Annotated in this window: 11 protein-coding genes; 6 read left to right on the top strand and 5 right to left on the bottom strand. The window is 72.5% G+C overall.

Features of this window, described 5'->3' with window-relative positions; all coding sequences use genetic code 11:
- Positions 1-2: 2 nt before the first annotated feature.
- Entirely contained in the window at positions 3-2795 is a 2793-nt protein-coding gene (locus Vau01_RS43415) for an AfsR/SARP family transcriptional regulator (protein ID WP_204005971.1), read from the bottom strand.
- A gap of 149 nt (positions 2796-2944) precedes the next feature.
- On the opposite strand from Vau01_RS43415, the gene Vau01_RS43410 reads away from it, so the two are divergent.
- Positions 2945-4612, top strand: a complete 1668-nt coding sequence (locus Vau01_RS43410) for an FAD-dependent oxidoreductase (RefSeq protein WP_239152317.1) — start codon at positions 2945-2947, stop codon at positions 4610-4612.
- Positions 4609-6090 carry an SMI1/KNR4 family protein gene (locus Vau01_RS43405; protein WP_204005970.1) on the top strand — a complete coding sequence of 494 codons (1482 nt, stop codon included), beginning with the start codon at positions 4609-4611 and terminating at the stop codon, positions 6088-6090. The genes Vau01_RS43410 and Vau01_RS43405 overlap by 4 nt, the downstream gene beginning before the upstream one ends.
- A 47-nt stretch (positions 6091-6137) precedes the next feature.
- Here Vau01_RS43405 and Vau01_RS43400 read toward each other — a convergent pair whose 3' ends face one another.
- The 3 genes from Vau01_RS43400 to Vau01_RS43390 all read right to left on the bottom strand — a co-directional run bounded on the left by Vau01_RS43400 (position 6138) and on the right by Vau01_RS43390 (position 10309).
- Positions 6138-9143, bottom strand: a complete 3006-nt coding sequence (locus Vau01_RS43400; RefSeq protein ID WP_239152316.1) for a 3-keto-alpha-glucoside-1,2-lyase-like domain-containing protein — start codon at positions 9141-9143, stop codon at positions 6138-6140.
- Positions 9144-9248: 105 nt separating this feature from the next.
- Positions 9249-9884: a TOPRIM nucleotidyl transferase/hydrolase domain-containing protein gene (locus Vau01_RS43395; protein WP_239152315.1), complete on the bottom strand. Its 636-nt coding sequence runs from the start codon at positions 9882-9884 to the stop codon at positions 9249-9251.
- Entirely contained in the window at positions 9881-10309 is a 429-nt protein-coding gene (locus Vau01_RS43390; protein ID WP_204005969.1) for a MarR family winged helix-turn-helix transcriptional regulator, read from the bottom strand. Before Vau01_RS43390 ends, Vau01_RS43395 begins: the two co-directional genes overlap by 4 nt.
- Positions 10310-10399: 90 nt before the next feature.
- On the opposite strand from Vau01_RS43390, the gene Vau01_RS43385 reads away from it, so the two are divergent.
- Positions 10400-11389 carry an NADP-dependent oxidoreductase gene (locus Vau01_RS43385; RefSeq protein ID WP_204005968.1) on the top strand — a complete coding sequence of 330 codons (990 nt, stop codon included), beginning with the start codon at positions 10400-10402 and terminating at the stop codon, positions 11387-11389.
- A complete protein-coding gene (locus Vau01_RS43380) occupies positions 11386-12204 on the top strand; it encodes a Rossmann-fold NAD(P)-binding domain-containing protein (RefSeq protein ID WP_204005967.1) in 819 nt (272 codons plus the stop codon). The genes Vau01_RS43385 and Vau01_RS43380 overlap by 4 nt, the downstream gene beginning before the upstream one ends.
- Here Vau01_RS43380 and Vau01_RS43375 read toward each other — a convergent pair.
- Entirely contained in the window at positions 12146-13270 is a 1125-nt protein-coding gene (locus Vau01_RS43375; protein ID WP_204005966.1) for an MFS transporter, read from the bottom strand. The genes Vau01_RS43380 and Vau01_RS43375 overlap by 59 nt on opposite strands.
- A gap of 47 nt (positions 13271-13317) precedes the next feature.
- Here Vau01_RS43375 and pdxR point away from each other — a divergent pair, with 47 nt between their 5' ends.
- On the top strand, positions 13318-14715 hold the full coding sequence (gene pdxR, locus Vau01_RS43370; RefSeq protein WP_204005965.1) for a MocR-like pyridoxine biosynthesis transcription factor PdxR: 1398 nt from the start codon (positions 13318-13320) through the stop codon (positions 14713-14715).
- A 37-nt stretch (positions 14716-14752) separates the two neighbouring features.
- A partial coding sequence (locus Vau01_RS43365; protein WP_204005964.1) for a proteasome accessory factor PafA2 family protein occupies positions 14753-15230 on the top strand: 478 nt, incomplete at its 3' end.

Here is a 15230-nt window from a genome sequence, read left to right as displayed (position 1 = left end):
CCTCAGGTGGGCTGCGCGCCGTCCACGATCGCGCTGATCTCGTGTGACCGGGGGTCGCCGATCCACGTCAGCGTCGTCAGCGCCGCCGCGAGCACCTGCCGGGCCAGGCCCGGGTGGCCGGCCTGGTGCACGGCCTTGCCGAGGTCGACGAGCACGAGCGCCTCCCAGCGCCGGATGCCGATCTCGTGGAACGCGGCGATGGACTCGCGGAACGCGTGGATCGCGTTGGCCATCTCGCCGATCGCCGCGTAGGACAGGCCGAGCTGATGCTGGATCATCGCCAGGGTGTGCGTGTCGCCGATCTCCCGCGTGATCTCGCTCGCCTGGAGGAAACAGACGATCGCGCGCCGCTGTGCGCCGGAGCGGGCGAACGTGGTGCCGAGGTTGTCGAGGTTCTGGGCGACGCCGCGCCGCGACCGTAGCTGCCGGTACAGGTTGATCGCGCGGATGATGTCGCGCCGCGCCCGCTCGTGGTCGCCGATGTGCCCCTGCGCGCGGCCGTGGTTGCCCAGCACCATCGCCATCCCGCGCGCGTGCTCCACCTGCTGGAAGCGGGCCAGCGACCGTCGGAAGTACGCGGCCGCCCGGTGCCAGTCCTCCCGGTCGAGAAAGATGCAGCCGAGCGAGTTGAGCAGGTAGGCCTGGCCGGCGTGCTCGGCGGCCCGCTCGGCCGCGCGCAGCACCGAGTCGTAGAACTCGGTCCCGTCCTGCCAGGGGATCACCGCGTCGAAGAACGTCGTCATCGCCATGGCGATCCGCCACGCGTGCCCGACCCATCCGTTGCCGGCGGCCCAGTCCACCACCGTGCGCAGGCACTGGTACTCCCGCTCGAACCAGGCGAGCGCCTCCGTGGTCGTCGCGAACCGGGCGACCGGCACGGTGGCCTCGTACGGCGCGACGAAGTCGCGGACCCGGTGCGGCATCAGGGTGTTGTCGGCACTCACCGCGGTGTGCAGGTACCAGTCCAGCATCCGCCGGACCGCGGCGGTCCGGTCGGCGGCCGGTTCGTCGTGCTCGGCCCGCTCCGTCGCGTACCGCCGGATCAGGTCGTGGACCTCGAACCGCTGCGCCCGGCGGTGCTCCACCAGGTGCGCCGCGGCCAACCGGTCCAGCGACCGGCCCACCTGCCGGGTGGACAGGTCGGCCAGCGCCGCCGCGGCCTCCAGCCCGATGTCGTTGCACGGGTGCAGGCCGAGCTTGCGGAACATCGCGGCCGCGTCCCCGTCGAGGGCGCGGTACGACCAGGACAGGGCGGCGCGCAGGTCCGTGTGCGGGTCGTCCTCGCCGGCGCCGAACACGTCGAGACGGGCCTTCTCGTCCAGCAGCGCGTGGACCACCTCGCGCAGGCTGTCGGCGCGCGACGCGCGCTCGGCCACGATGGCCAACGCCAACGGCAGCCGGTCGCACAGGTCGACCAGCCGGCCGGCGGCCACCGGCTCCGCCGCCACCCGGTCGGCCCCCACCGTGCTCGCCAGCATCGCGAGCGCCTCGTCGACCGGCAGCCGGTCCAGCGTCACCCGGCGCGCACCGTCCCGGATGGACAGTCCCCGCAACTGGCTGCGGCTGGTGATGACGACGAGGCTGTCGCCGCCGGGCAGGAGCGGACGCACCTGTTCGGCGTCGCGGGCGTCGTCGAGCAGCAGCAGCGTGCGCCGGCTGGCCACGACGCTCCGCAGCAACGCCGACCGCTCGTCGGTCGCCGCCGGAATGGCCTCGGTCGGCACCCCCAACGCCCGCAGCAACGTCTCCGCCGCCGCCGAGGGAGAGACCGGTTCGCCGGGACCGTAGCCGCGCAAATTCAGGTACAGCTGGACGTCCGGATAGGCGTGCGCGATCCGGTGGGCCCAGTGCACCGCGATGGTGGTCTTCCCGACGCCGGGCGCACCGTCGATCGCGACGACGGTCGTCGGCTGCGCCGCGTCACCGTCGGCCTCCGGCCGCAACCGATTGAGCTGTTCCAGCTCCGACCGGCCGCAGAAACCGACGATGTCGTGCGGCAGCTGACGAACCGGACCGGCCGGCGCCGGCACCGGCGGCGCGGCGTCGCTCTGCCCCACCCCCTCCACCAGGATCGCCCGGTGCAGCCGCTGCAACGCGTCACCCGGATCGATGCCGAACTCGTCGGCCAACGCCGCCCGGATCTGCTGGTACGCGTCGAGGGCCTCGACCCGGCGACCCGACTGCCGCAACGCCTCGATCAGCCGCAGCCACAGCGACTCCCGGGTGGGTCCGCTCGCCACCAGGTCCCGCAACTCGGCGACCACGGCGCCCGGATCCGCGTGCGCCGACTCCAGGTCGATCCGCCGCTCGACCGCGGCGAACCACTCGTCGACCAGACCCGGCACCACCTCCCGCGTCAGCCACGCCGACTCCATACCGTGGAACGGCTGGCCGCGCCACAGCCGCAACGCGTCCCGCAGCAATGCCAGTTCCGCCTCCGCCGACCCGGCCCGACGGGCCGCGGCGAGCAGGTCCCGGAACCGCCACAGGTCGACCTGCTCCGGCTCGGCGGCGATCAGGTACGCGCCGCCGGCCGTCGTGCGGATCAGGTCGTGGCCCAGCAAGCCGCGCAGGCGGGCGACGTAGGTGTACACCGTGGCGCGCACGCGGACCGGCATCCGGTCCGGCCAGAGCCGTTCCGCCAGGTCGTCCATCAGCACCGGCCGGCCGAACGCCACCAGCAGGGACGCCAGCAGGGTGCGTACCTGACCCGCGGGCAGGTCGACGGCACGCCCGTCGGAGGTCACCTCCAACGGGCCGAGCACCCCGAGCCAGACCTTTCCAGGCCGATCCATTGCCCTCCTCGATGGCGCCCGGTCACGACGATAACGCCGGCACGCCATTGCATAGCCACGACGGCTTTCAGATCCCTCTCAACGGCGTCACGGCACTGAAAGTCCGACCTGACACGATCTGCGCCGTGCCACGGCCGTAAATTCCAGATGTGGAGCACAGCCTGAGTCCCGAGAGCACCAGCACCATCCCGGCGCCCGATGGGCGCACACGGTACTCCTCCCAACGGTCCGACCAGACCGATGTCGAGGCCTGGCCGGACTTCGGCGACGAGGGCCGGATGCTGCTGGAGTCGGTCGGACAGGTGATCCGTCCCCGGCCCGGAGAGGTCCTGTGGGAGGGCGGCGAGTCCTACGACCTGTACCTCGTGCGGGCCGGTGGGGTGTGTCTCGTGGACCGGCGGGACGACCGGGTCGTGGTCGTGGTGGAGCCCGGTGACTTCGTCGGCGAGCTCGGCATGTTGATGGGGCAGCCGGCGTTCCTCGCCGGTGTCGCGATGGCGGACACCACGCTGCTGCGGGTGCCGGTCGCGCAGCTGCGCCGGCTCGTCGCGACCTCGGTGGAGCTCGGGGACCTGTTGGTCTCCGCGTTCGACGCCCGGCGGCGCATGCTCACCCGGTGGGGCGAGGGTGGCCTCGTCCTCGCCGGTGACGACGACCGCCACCTCCACCGGCTGCGGGAGTTCGCCGAGCGCAACCACCTCCCCTACCGGATCGTGCTGCGCTCGGACCGGCCGGCGTGGTCCGAGGTCACGGCCGTGTGCGCGCTCCCGGCGCGGGGGCCGGCCGTGGTCACCGGGCGTGGACAGGTCCTCACCGCACCGACGAACCGCGACCTGGCCGCCGCCGTCGGTCTCGACCTCGACGGGCTGTCCGACCGGGCCCGGTGCGACCTGCTGATCGTCGGCGCCGGTCCGGCCGGCCTGGCCGCCGCGGTCTACGGGGCCTCCGAAGGGCTCGACGTCGTGCTCGTCGAGGACGTCGCACCCGGCGGACAGGCCGGAACCTCGTCGCGGATCGAGAACTACCTGGGCTTCCCGCGCGGCGTCGCCGGCACCGAGCTGGCCCGGTCGGCGATGCTGCAGGCGGTCAAGTTCGGGGTCCGGCTCGTCTCCCCCCGCTCCGTCACCGGACTGACCCGGGATCCGGACGGCTTCCGCGTCCGGCTCGACGACCGGAACGACGTCACCGCCCGGGCGGTGGTCATCGCCAGCGGCGTCCGGTACCGGCGGCTGGCGACGATTCCGGGGGTCGCCGAACTCGACGGTCGCGGCGTCTACTACGCCGCCACCGAGATCGAGGCGCGCGCGTGCGTCGGCCGGGACGTGGTCGTGGTCGGGGGTGCCAACTCGGCGGGACAGGCCGCCCTGTTCCTGGCCCGGCGGGCCGACCGCGTCCACGTCCTCATCCGCCGCGACAGCCTGTCCGAGACCATGTCGACCTACCTCGAACAACGGATCCGCCACCACGACCGGATCACCGTCCATCCCCGGTCGGAGCTGACCTCCGCGCGGGGCGGGCACCGGCTCACCCACCTCACGTGGCGGGACGGGCTCACCCGGCGGGACGTCCACCTGGAGGCCGGCGGGCTGTTCCTGATGATCGGCGCCCTGCCGTCGACCGGCTGGCTCCGCGACGTCGGCGTCGACCTCGACGACAAGGGCTTCGTCACGACGCACGGGGCGTTCGAGACCTCGGTGCCCGGCCTGTTCGCCGTCGGTGACGTCCGGGCCGGCTCGGTCAAGCGGGTGGCCTCGGCGGTCGGGGAAGGATCGGTCGTGATCTCAGCGGTGCACGCCTACCTCGGAGCGGAACGATGACAGACCCCGAAGCCCTGCGGGACGCCGCCCGCCTCCTGTTCGACCACGGTCCGGCCGGCTGGCACACGGCCGAGCTGTCGGTGGATCTGGTCGCCCGCGGTCACGGCGGCGCGGGCGTCCGGTACCGGACCGCCGACGGCGACGGCGTCCACGTCCCGGCGATGAGCCACGACGCGATCGGTGCCCCGATGACGGAGCTGTTCGGCCGGCTCGTCGCGGGAACCGGCTTCCGGCAGGTGGCGGTCCACCTGACGGTCGACGCCGGCGGCGAGTACGACGCGGTCGCCCGGTTCGGCCTGCGCGCGGCGAACGTCGGTAACACCTACACGGCGGTGTTCCGCCGCGACCTGCCGCCGGAGACGCTCGATCCCGAGCCCGTCGTGCTGGATCGGACGTACGCCGGTGATCCCGACCGGGCCGTGGCGCTGCTCCTCGACCAGGCGGGCGACCGGGCCGGCGACGACCTGCCGCCCGGCGCCACCGGGGACGAGATCGCCGCGGCCGAGGCGGCGTTGGGTCATCCGTTGCCACCCGACCTGCGGGCGCTGTACGCGCTCGCGGACGGCGGCGGCGACATCGACGGATGGACGCGGTACACCCTCGCCGAGGTCGTCGACGCGTACGAGATCACCTCGGTCCCGGCCGAGGCCGGCTGGTCGATCGGGTGGAAACGGGTCGTCCTCGACACCGACCCGGCCGACACGGTCCGCCGGGCGAGCGGCCACCCCGGGTGGATCCCGATCGCCGACGACTCGGGCGGCAACTACCTCGCCGTCGACCTCGCACCGGCCCGCAACGGCCGGCCGGGCCAGGTCATCGAGGTGGGCGTCGACTCGGCCACACAGCCCGGATACGTCGCCGAGTCGGTCACCGCGGTGCTGGCCGGCGGTGCGTGCCCGGCCGCCCCGCGGCACCACCTCCGGCTGCAGGTCAGCGACGAGGCCGGCCTCGAACCGCTGCGGAACCAGCCGGACCTGCAGGAACTGCTCGTGACCGGCGGCCCCGTCGACACCGCGCCCCTCGCCGGACTGCGCCGGCTGCGTTCGCTGTCGGTGTACGCCCGGGCGGACCTCGGACCGGTACGGGAACTGCCGGTCGAGCACCTGGGCGCGAACTGCGCGTCGGACCTCGCGCCGCTGGCCGGCCACCCGACCCTGCGCTCGCTCCGCCTCACCAAGGGCGTCACCCCGGCCGACCTGGCTCCGCTGCGGACCGTCCCGAACCTGCACGGCCTGTCCCTCGCCGACGCCGACGTCGCCGACCTGACCGTCCTCGCCGACCTGCCGGCCCTCGTGTACCTGGAACTGTCGTTCGACCAGTGGCGCCGCCTCCGCCCGCTGCTGGACCGCACCGGGCTGCACGCGGCCACCCTGGCCGGTAACCCGACCCACCGGCAGGCCATCGAATGGCGCTCGTTCTTCGACGCCGATCCGGCCGAAACGGCCCGCCGCGGCACGTCCGCCCGCGGGCGGCTGTAGGCCACGGTGGCGGCCGATCCGTCGGACCGGCCGCCACCGGGCGCGGATCAGCCGAGCGGTTCGATCCAGACGTTCCGGTACTGGACCGCGTTTCCGTGGTCCTGCAACCGGATCGACCCGGTTGCCGGTCCCTCGGGGATGTTGCCGCCGGTCGGTCCCGTGATGGCGACCCGGTCGTGCACGCGCTTCCCGTTCCAGACCACGGTCACCACGGCGTTCTCGACCTTGGCGCCGGCGTCGTCGTAACGGGCGGCGCGGTACCAGATGTCGTACGCCTGCCAGGTTTCCGGCGGTCTCGACGCGTTGACGTCGGGCGCCTTCTGCGTGTAGATGGCGGCGCACTCGTTGTTGTCGTTGGTCGGGTCGCCGTACGAGTCCAGGATCTGGATCTCGTAGCGCTCCTGGAGGTACACGCCGCTGTTGCCGCGGTTCTGGCCGGTGACGTCGGGCGGCAGCAGCGGCACCTTGAACTCCACGTGCAGCCGGAAGTCGCCGAACGCCTGCTTCGTGCGCAGGTCTCCGCCGGACACCTCCATGGCGCGGCCGGCCTTGCGCTGCCAGCTCGCCGGGCGGCCGTCGGTGTGCTGCCACTCCGCCAGGTCGCCGCCGTCGAACAGGGTGATCCGCTGGCCCGGCCGGCGCACGGTGATCAGGTCGAGGTTGACGTTGCCGGTGTCGCCCTCGTCAAAACGATAGGTGACCGTGTTGAGGCCGGCGTTCAGCCGGAGCCGTTCGGTCTTCGTCGCCCACTCGTCCCAGGTGATCGTCGACGGCAACGCCGTCTGTCCCACCTTCGTGCCGTTGACGTAGACGCTGACGGTCTTCGTGCCCTGGAACGGGTTGGGGCCGTTGCTGTACCGCAGGCCGACGTCGTACTCGCCGCCGTGCCGCACCTCGACCTTGATCGTGGTGGCGGCGTTCGGGTTCCAGTACCCGGCGGCGAAGCCGACACCCGAGTAGCCGCGGTGGTCGGTGGCGATGCTGGCACCGTTCTCCCGCCGGCCCGCCTCGGCCTCGTAGAAGACCTCGTCGTCATGCTCTCCGGGGATGGCGTTGAGCGTGTACCAGGCCTCGGTGCTCCACAGTTCCTCGCCGGATTTAGAAGCGAAGGGACGCGGTGAGCGCAGATACACCACGAACCCCGGCCGGCGCCCGTCCACTGTCAGCTCGACGCTCTTCCGGTCGCGCGAGACGGTCGCCTTCGTGACGGTCAGCTTCTCCTCGTCGACCTTCGGCCCGCCGTACTGCGGCGTCGCCACGTACCGCCACTGGGTGAGGCGGTACTTCTGCACGAGGTTCTCGATCGTCGCGTCGCTGAGCGGCTTGGTGTACTCGATCCGGAAGCCGTCCCGCGTCGCGCTCATCGACTTCATGTCGAACGTGGTGGTGCCGTTGGGCGTCAGCTTCTGCAGGCCGTACCGGAGCTTGCCGGGCTGGCCCCAGTTGCCGTCCGCGCCGAGCCCGCCGACGTAGATGGCGCCGTCGGGGCCGATGGTGGTCCGGTTGACGCCCGCTTCGAGACCCTGCGTGTGCCGGAACACCGCGCCCTGGTACTCGCCGTTCACCTTTTCCAGGTAGGCCCGCTGCAGCCCGCCGTACGTGACGTCGCCGATCAGCATCTGGTCCTTGAACGGGCCCTTGGTGAGGAGGACCGGCGTGCTCGGCGAGTTGGCGATCTCGTTCTGCGGCAGCCACAGCACGGGCTCGGTGACCGCGTTGGCGTCGAACGGTCCGGCCGGGTTGGTGTAGTGGTTGAAGAATCGGTCCTTCTTTATCCGTACCAGCTTCGAGGCGGGCAACCAGCCGCCCTGGTTGTCGGTCACGAAAAGGTCCCTGTCCGGACCCCAGCCGAGACCGTTGGGCGTGCGCAGCCCGCCGGCGACGTAGCTCACCGCGCCGGTGCGCCTGTTCACGACGATGCTCGTGCCGCGATTGGCCGCGGGTTGCGGGTCGGTGGTCTCGCCGCCGTAGTTGATGGAGACGGACAGGTTCAGGTAGAAGTTGCCGTCCCGGTAGAGCAGGCCGAACGCGAACTCGTGGAAGTTGCCGCCGAACGGCCACGTGGCCACGGTGCGGTACTCGTCGGCCACCTCGTCGCGGTTGGTGTCGCGCAACTCGGTGAGCTCGTGCTTCTGCGACACGTAGATGGTGCCGTCGACGACCGCGAGTCCCATGGGCTCCTTCAGCCCCTCGGCGACCTTCTTGTACGTCACCCTGCCGGGCCCCGTTCTCCCGGTGACGTTGCCGACGATGTAGACCTCGCCCCGCGTCTGGTCGCTGCCGCCCCAGGTGGCGATCACCAGCCGGCCGTCGCGCGTCCAGTCCATCGCGGTCACCTGCGGCTCGAAGCCCGGCGGCCGCAGGTCGGTGAGCGTGTAGTTCGGGTTGACCGCGTCCAGCGGCAGTCCGTCGCCGGGCGCGTCCGCGACGCCCTGGCACTGCTTGTACCCGGGCGCCGTCACGCGCACCACACCGGCGTCGGTGCTCAGCACGCTGTTGGGCACGACGGCGAAGTCCGTGGCGCCGGGCGGCAACCAGGCGACCGTGAGCTGCTGGCCGCCACCGGCCTCGAACATCTCGGCCCGCAGCGAGTGGTAGCCCGCGGTCAGCGTGATGGTGCCGTCCTTGGAGGTCGCGCCGTGCAACCCGTCATGGTCGACGACGAGCGTGTCGTCGATGTACAACCGGGACCCGTCGTCGCTGGTGAGCCGGAACGTGTAGTCGCCGGCGGTGGCGATGTTCAGGTTGGCCAGCGCGTGGGTGAGAAAGTTGTCCTCGAACCCGAAGTCGGCCGCGCTGGTCCAGTCGATGGTGGGCATCAGCTTGTCGACGTTCGGCGTCTGCCCGGGCTTGAGCGTGCAGATCGCGCTGAGCGGCACCCGGACGTCGTAGGTCCGCAGGGTGACGCCGGGCTCCTGCGGCGGCAGGTCGGCGGCCGCCGCCGCAGGGGTCACGATCGGCGCCACGACGGCCATCGGCCCGAGCAGAGCCGCGGCGAGCACGGCGGTCAGGCGCCGCGCCCGGTCCCGTCGGCACGGTGGGTGAGGGGACATGCGGTCCTCCTTGGACGGTGGAGGACATCATCGATCACATTCGCTGAGTGCGCCAGATCTTCCGATCGATTCATGCAAACTTTTATCCGTACGAATAAAAGCTGCCTACTCCCGACGGGCGACGGTGGTCAGGACCGCGTCCAGCGGACGGGGTAGGGCGTTCCCCGCGACGGCGGCCTCGACCAGGGAGCGGGCGTAGCGCAGCTTGCGCCGCGAGCCGCTGCCCAGCCACCGGCGCATCTGCGCGGCGGGATCGCGGCCGCGCCAGGCCGGTTGGCCGCGCATCGAGTCGAGCGCGCCGAGGTCGCCCTCCGCCGCGATGAGCGCCTCGACCCGGTCGGTGCCGACGGCGCGGATCAGCTCGTCCTCCAGGTCGTCGACGCACACGAAGAAGCCGAGGGCCTCCAGGTCGGCGCGGCACATGGGCGCACCGACACCGGCGTCCACCAGGCCGCGGCGGACGATCTCCTCCTCGCGCCGGTCGTACAGGCCGGCGAGCGGCGTCACGGGTGCGATCCGGACGAGGAAGCGACGGATCGCGTGGGCGCCGCCGATCGGCACGATCACGACACCCTCGGCGTCCAGGTCACGGCCGCGGCCGGCGGCGGCCGCCTCCAGGGCGATCTGGTCGCTGATGCCCTCCACCAGGACCAGGGCCCGCGCCGCGTCGACCTTGGCCAGTGCGCGGGCGGTCGCCCGGAGCGGGGCGTCCGGGCCGCTCAACTCACGGTCGAGGGTCATGAGGACCCCAATGCCTTGCGGAGCAGGGTCGCCAACTGGTCCTGCTCGGCGGCGCTCAGGTGGGAGATGGCGGCGCGCGCGAACGCGAACGACTCCTCGAAGTCGGCGTAGAGGGTGTCGCCGTCGGGGGTGCGGACGATCTGCCGGGAGCGGCGGTCGTTCGGGTGGGTGTGGCGGCGCACCAGGTCGCGGGACTCCAGCCGGGCGATGATCTGGGTGACGTTCGACGCGTCGCAACCCAGTTCGTCGGCCAGTTCGCGCATGCCGCGCGGGGTCGTGATCCGGCCGAGGACGCAGGCCTGCGCCACGCTCAGCCCGTGCTTCGTCGCGGCGGTCTCGTACGCGCGGTCGTACGCGTCGACGAAGTCGAACATCGCGCGTTCGGCGTCGGTCGACGCGGTGACGGGACCCGGCGGCACGGCCATGGAGGCCACTCTACCAAGAAACTTGATTGGCTAAAGCATCTGTGCTTAGCATGGAGATGCTTGATTCAATAAAGTATCGAAGGAGACCGCATGAGAGCCCGCGAGTGGCACCTGGTGCGCAGGCCGCGCGCACACGCGTCCCCCGAAGATTTCGCCCTGATCGAGACCGACGTACCCGAGCCCGGCCCCGGCCAGGTGGTGGTGCGCAACACCCACCTCTCGGTGGACCCGTACATGCGCGGCCGGATGGACGACCGGCCCTCCTACCCCCCGCCGTTCCCGCTCGACGCGCCGCTCGACGGCGCGGCGGTCGGCGTCGTCGTCGGGTCCAGGGCGCCGGGGATCGCGGAAGGGCAGGTGGTCGAGCACTTCGCCGGGCTGCGCGAGGTCACCGTGGCCGACGCGGTGACGGTCTCCGTCATCGACGTCGACGAGAAGATCCCCGCCGAGGCCTACCTCGGCCCGCTCGGCGCCACCGGGTTGAGCGCGTGGATCGGCACCGAGCGGGTGCGGCCCGGCGACACGGTGTTCGTCACCGGTGCGGCCGGCGCGGTCGGCGGCATCGCCGGCCAGCTCGCCCGGCTGCGCGGCGCGGGCCGGGTGATCGGCAGCGCCGGGTCGGCCGCGAAGGTCGAGCACCTGCGCGAGACGTTCGATGAGGCCTTCGACTACCACGACGGCGACGTCCGGGAGCATCTGGAGAAAGCCGCGCCCGACGGCATCGACGTGGTGTTCGACAACGTCGGCGGCGCCCAGTTGGAGGCCGCCATCGGTCACCTCAGGGTCGGTGCCCGGCTGGCGTTGTGCGGCATGGTCAGCCAGTACGACGGCGGCGAACCGTACGGGATCCGCACCCTCTACGAGCTGATCACCAAACGCGCGACGGCGTACGGGTTCCTGGTCACGGACCACCTGCACCGGATGCCCGAGTTCCGCGCCGAGATGGCCGGCTGGCTGCGCGACGGCAGGATCGCCTACCCGCAAACGGTTCTCGACGGCATCGAGCGGGTGCCCGAGGCCCTGCTCACCCTGCTGCGTGCCGGGACGTCCACCACGGGGAAGGCGGTGGTTCGGCCGTGACGATCCTGGTGACCGGCGCCCGGGGCAAGACCGGCCGGGAAGTGGTGGCCCGGCTTGCCGGTGCCGACGTCCGACAAGGCTCCTCGCAGCCCGGCGCGGAGACCCCGTTCGACTGGGCCGATCCCGATACCTGGCCGGGCGCGGTCGACAACGCCGATGCCATCTACCTGATGCGGCCCGACGTGCCCGACGCCCCGGAACTCGTCGCCGGCCTGGTGAGCGAGGCACCGGACGCCCACGTGGTCCTGCTGTCGGAGCAGGGCGCCGGCACGCTCCCGGAACGGCACTGGGCGCGCCGGGTCGAGGACGCCGTCACGACCCGGGCCGGTTCCTGGACGCTGCTGCGGCCGTCCTGGTTCCACCAGGTGCTCACCGATCCCCGGTTCTACGGCGACGCCATCCGGACCGACCGGGTCCTGAGCCTGTCGTCCGGCGGCGGGTCCATCGCCTGGGTCGACGCCCGCGACATCGCCGCCGTCGCGGTGGCCGCGCTCCGCGCGCCGGCGGAGCACCACGGCCGCGCGTACACCCTCACCGGCCCGGCCGCGCTTTCGGTCGACGCCGTCGCCGCCGAACTCTCCGCCCGCCTCGGGCACGAGATGCGCGCCGACGACCCGCCGCCGCAGGACGGGCCGGACCCGTGGACCACGGACATCTTCGCGGACCTCGCCGAGCGGGTCCGGACCGGCGGCTTCGCCGAGGTCACCCGGGCCGTGGCGGAGGTGACCGGAACGCCGCCCACGTCGATGGCCGAGTTCATCGCGACGCACTTCGCACCGACAGGACCAGCGCGGGAACCATCGCCACGGCGGTGAGAACGAAGGTCGCCGGGTAGCCGGCCGCGCCGACGACCAGGCCGGCTCCCAGCGCCCCGCCGGCCATGCCGAGGTCGTACGCGATGTTCCAGACCGCGCTGACCGTCATCTCGCCGCCGGTCGGCACCCGCTTGTACATCAGCGACAGCGTCGCGTTCTGCAGGATGCCGAACCCGGCGCCGAACACGAGCGCCCCGACGATCGGCGTGAAAGACAGGCAGGCCATCCCGAGCGCGGCGACCACGAGTCCGGGCGCCAGCAGGCGCACCGGTCCGACGCGGTCACCGATCCGGCCGGCCACCCAACTGGTGCACGTGGCCGCGGCCGGCTGGGCGAACAGCGCGGCCGCGGTCACCCAGGCGGGCTGCCCGGCCGCGGCGAGCGGCAGGTAGGTCACGAGCACGCCCAGGGCCGCGGTCACCGACGCGAAGATCAGCGCGGGGCGGCCCAGGCCGGGAAGCACGGCGCGGTGGTCGGCGGCGGTCGCGGTCACGTCGTGGTCCGGCAACGAGGGGACCGAGACCAGCGCGCCGAGCGTCACCACCGCGGTGACCACGAAGACCGCGCCGTAGCCCCAGCGGTCGGCGGCCCACACGCCGGCCGGCAGCGCGATCAGGCTGGTGGTGCCGTTGACGAGCCCGACGACGGCGAGCCCCTCGCCGCGCCGCTCGGCCGGGATGATCTGCGCGGTCAGCGCGCCGCCGGCCACCACGCAGATCGCGAACCCGACGCCGCGCACCGCGCTCACGCCGAGGATCACCCCGGGGTCGGCGCTGACCGCGAGCAGGAGCGTGGGCGCGCCGAGCAGCGTCAGCCCGGCGAGGAGCGACCACCGGTAGCCGATCCGGGCGGCCAGGCGCGGCGTCACGATCTCACCGCCGACCGTGGCCAGCAGCAGCGCGACCGTGGCCAGCCCGGCCGACCGGTCCGAGCCGGTCTCCGCGGCGAGCATCGGAACCACCGACAGCGGCAGGTAGAAGCCCACCGCCGCGCCGAAGATGGAGATGCACCGCAGCAGCAGCGCGCGGGTCACGATGGGCGCCTTCGCGGCGTAGGTCGTCGTCATGATGTTGAACCTATGGGCCAACCGGCTCACTGATAAGGTCCAGTTCCATGCGCGTCGAGTGGGCCGGTTCGGGACCCGAACTATTGGTGACGATCGACCGGACCGGCGGCGGGCTCCGCACGCAGCTCGAGGAGCAGCTCCGCACCGCGATCCGCACCGGGCGGCTGGCCGCCGACGAGCCGCTGCCGTCGTCGCGCGAACTGGCCCGCACGCTGGGCCTGTCGCGCGGGCTGGTGCAGGACTGCTACGCCCAACTGCAGGCCGAGGGCTACCTCACCAGCCGCGCGGGTTCGGCCACCCGGGTGGCGGCCACGGTGGTCCGGCCGGCCGCTCCCACGCCGTCCGATAAAGGCTCTTCGCAGCAGTTCCCGGTCGCGGACTTCCGGCACGGCGTCCCCGATCTGGGCCTCGCGCCGCGCGAGGCCTGGGCCTGGGCGGTCCGGGAGGTCTGCCGCAGCGTCCCGAACGCGGCGTTCGACTACGGCGAGGCCATCGGCCAGCACCGGCTCCGCGCGGTGCTGGCCTCCTATCTGACGCGCGTGCGCGCCGTCTGCGCGACCCCGGCCGACCTGATCGTGTGCGCCGGCATGCAGCAGGCGCTGAGCCTGGTGGTCGACGCGCTGGCCGCCGACGGGGTCGACACGATCGCCTTCGAGGACCCCGGCAGCGGCACCGCCGTCACGCGGCTGGCCGACCGGGCCGGGATGGCCGCGGTGCCCGTACCGGTCGACGGATCCGGACTGGACGTCGACGCGCTGCGGCGCACCGGGGCGCGGGCCGTCCTGGTGACCCCGGCCCACCAGTGGCCGACCGGGGTCGTGCTCACCGGCCCGCGCCGGCAGGAGCTGATCGCGTGGGCGCGCGCCCGCCGCGGCGTCATCATCGAGGACGACTACGACGCCGAGTTCCGCTACGACCGCGACCCGGTCGGTTCTTTGCAGGGCCTGGCGCCCGACTGCGTGGTCTCGCTGGGAACGGTGAGCAAGTCGCTGGCGCCCGCGCTGCGCCTGGGCTGGATCATCGCCCCTGTGTCGCTCGCCCCGTCGCTGGCGCTGGCCAAGGACCTCGCCGACCGCGGCAGCCCCGGCCTCGACCAGTTGGCGCTGGCCACCCTGATCGAGTCCGGCCGGTACGACCGGCACCTGCGCCGGGCCCGCGCCGAGTACGCCGCCCGCCGCGAGACCCTGATCGCGGCCCTGACCCGGCACGCGCCCGACCTCCCCGTCACCGGCCTGGCGGCCGGCTTCCACGCGGTCCTGCACCTGCCGCCGGCCACCGACGAGGCCGCCCTGATCGCGACCGCCGCGAGCCGCGGCGTCGGCCTGTACGGCATGGCCGACCTGTACCACGCCGCCCCGCCCTCGCCGCAACTGATCCTGGGCTTCGGCAACACGCCACGCCGGGCGATCGACGCCGGGGTGGCCGCGATCGCCGACCTGTTGTAGACGGCCATCGACGCGCCGCGACGGCTAGGATTCCTTCATGGACCGGCGGATCTTCGGTCTGGAGACCGAGTACGGAGTTACATGTACCTATCGGGGGCAGCGACGCCTGTCCCCGGACGAGGTGGCCCGTTACCTGTTCCGCCGCGTCGTCTCGTGGGGGCGGTCGAGCAACGTCTTCCTGCGCAATGGAGCCCGGTTGTATCTCGACGTGGGTTCGCATCCCGAGTACGCCACGCCCGAGTGCGACTCGGTCAGTGACCTGGTGGTGCACGAGCGCGCCGGTGAGCGGATCCTCGAGGGTCTGCTGATCGACGCGGAGAAGCGGCTGCACGACGAGGGCATCGCCGGCGACATCTACCTGTTCAAGAACAACACCGACTCGGCCGGCAACTCCTACGGTTGCCACGAGAACTACTGCGTCTCCCGGCAGGGTGAGTTCGGGCAGCTGGCCGACATTCTCATCCCGTTCCTGGTCACCCGGCAGTTGATCTGCGGTGCCGGCAAGGTGCTGCAGA

The organism is Virgisporangium aurantiacum (genome assembly GCF_016863635.1).
Taxonomy (GTDB): domain Bacteria; phylum Actinomycetota; class Actinomycetes; order Mycobacteriales; family Micromonosporaceae; genus Virgisporangium; species Virgisporangium aurantiacum.
The sequence above is the reverse complement of the archived record's forward strand: the minus strand, read 5'-3'. Positions and strand labels throughout refer to the sequence as shown.

What these genes read in the sequence shown, in the direction of transcription:
- Vau01_RS43385 (WP_204005968.1), top strand. Translation starts at nt 10,400, where the DNA reads ATGAGAGCCCGCGAGTGGCACCTGGTGCGCAGGCCGCGCGCACACGCG.
- pdxR (WP_204005965.1), top strand. Translation starts at nt 13,318, where the DNA reads ATGCGCGTCGAGTGGGCCGGTTCGGGACCCGAACTATTGGTGACGATC.
- Vau01_RS43395 (WP_239152315.1), bottom strand. Translation starts at nt 9,884, where the DNA reads ATGACCCTCGACCGTGAGTTGAGCGGCCCGGACGCCCCGCTCCGGGCG.
- Vau01_RS43400 (WP_239152316.1), bottom strand. Translation starts at nt 9,143, where the DNA reads ATGTCCCCTCACCCACCGTGCCGACGGGACCGGGCGCGGCGCCTGACC.
- Vau01_RS43415 (WP_204005971.1), bottom strand. Translation starts at nt 2,795, where the DNA reads ATGGATCGGCCTGGAAAGGTCTGGCTCGGGGTGCTCGGCCCGTTGGAG.
- Vau01_RS43375 (WP_204005966.1), bottom strand. Translation starts at nt 13,270, where the DNA reads ATGACGACGACCTACGCCGCGAAGGCGCCCATCGTGACCCGCGCGCTG.
- Vau01_RS43390 (WP_204005969.1), bottom strand. Translation starts at nt 10,309, where the DNA reads ATGGCCGTGCCGCCGGGTCCCGTCACCGCGTCGACCGACGCCGAACGC.
- Vau01_RS43405 (WP_204005970.1), top strand. Translation starts at nt 4,609, where the DNA reads ATGACAGACCCCGAAGCCCTGCGGGACGCCGCCCGCCTCCTGTTCGAC.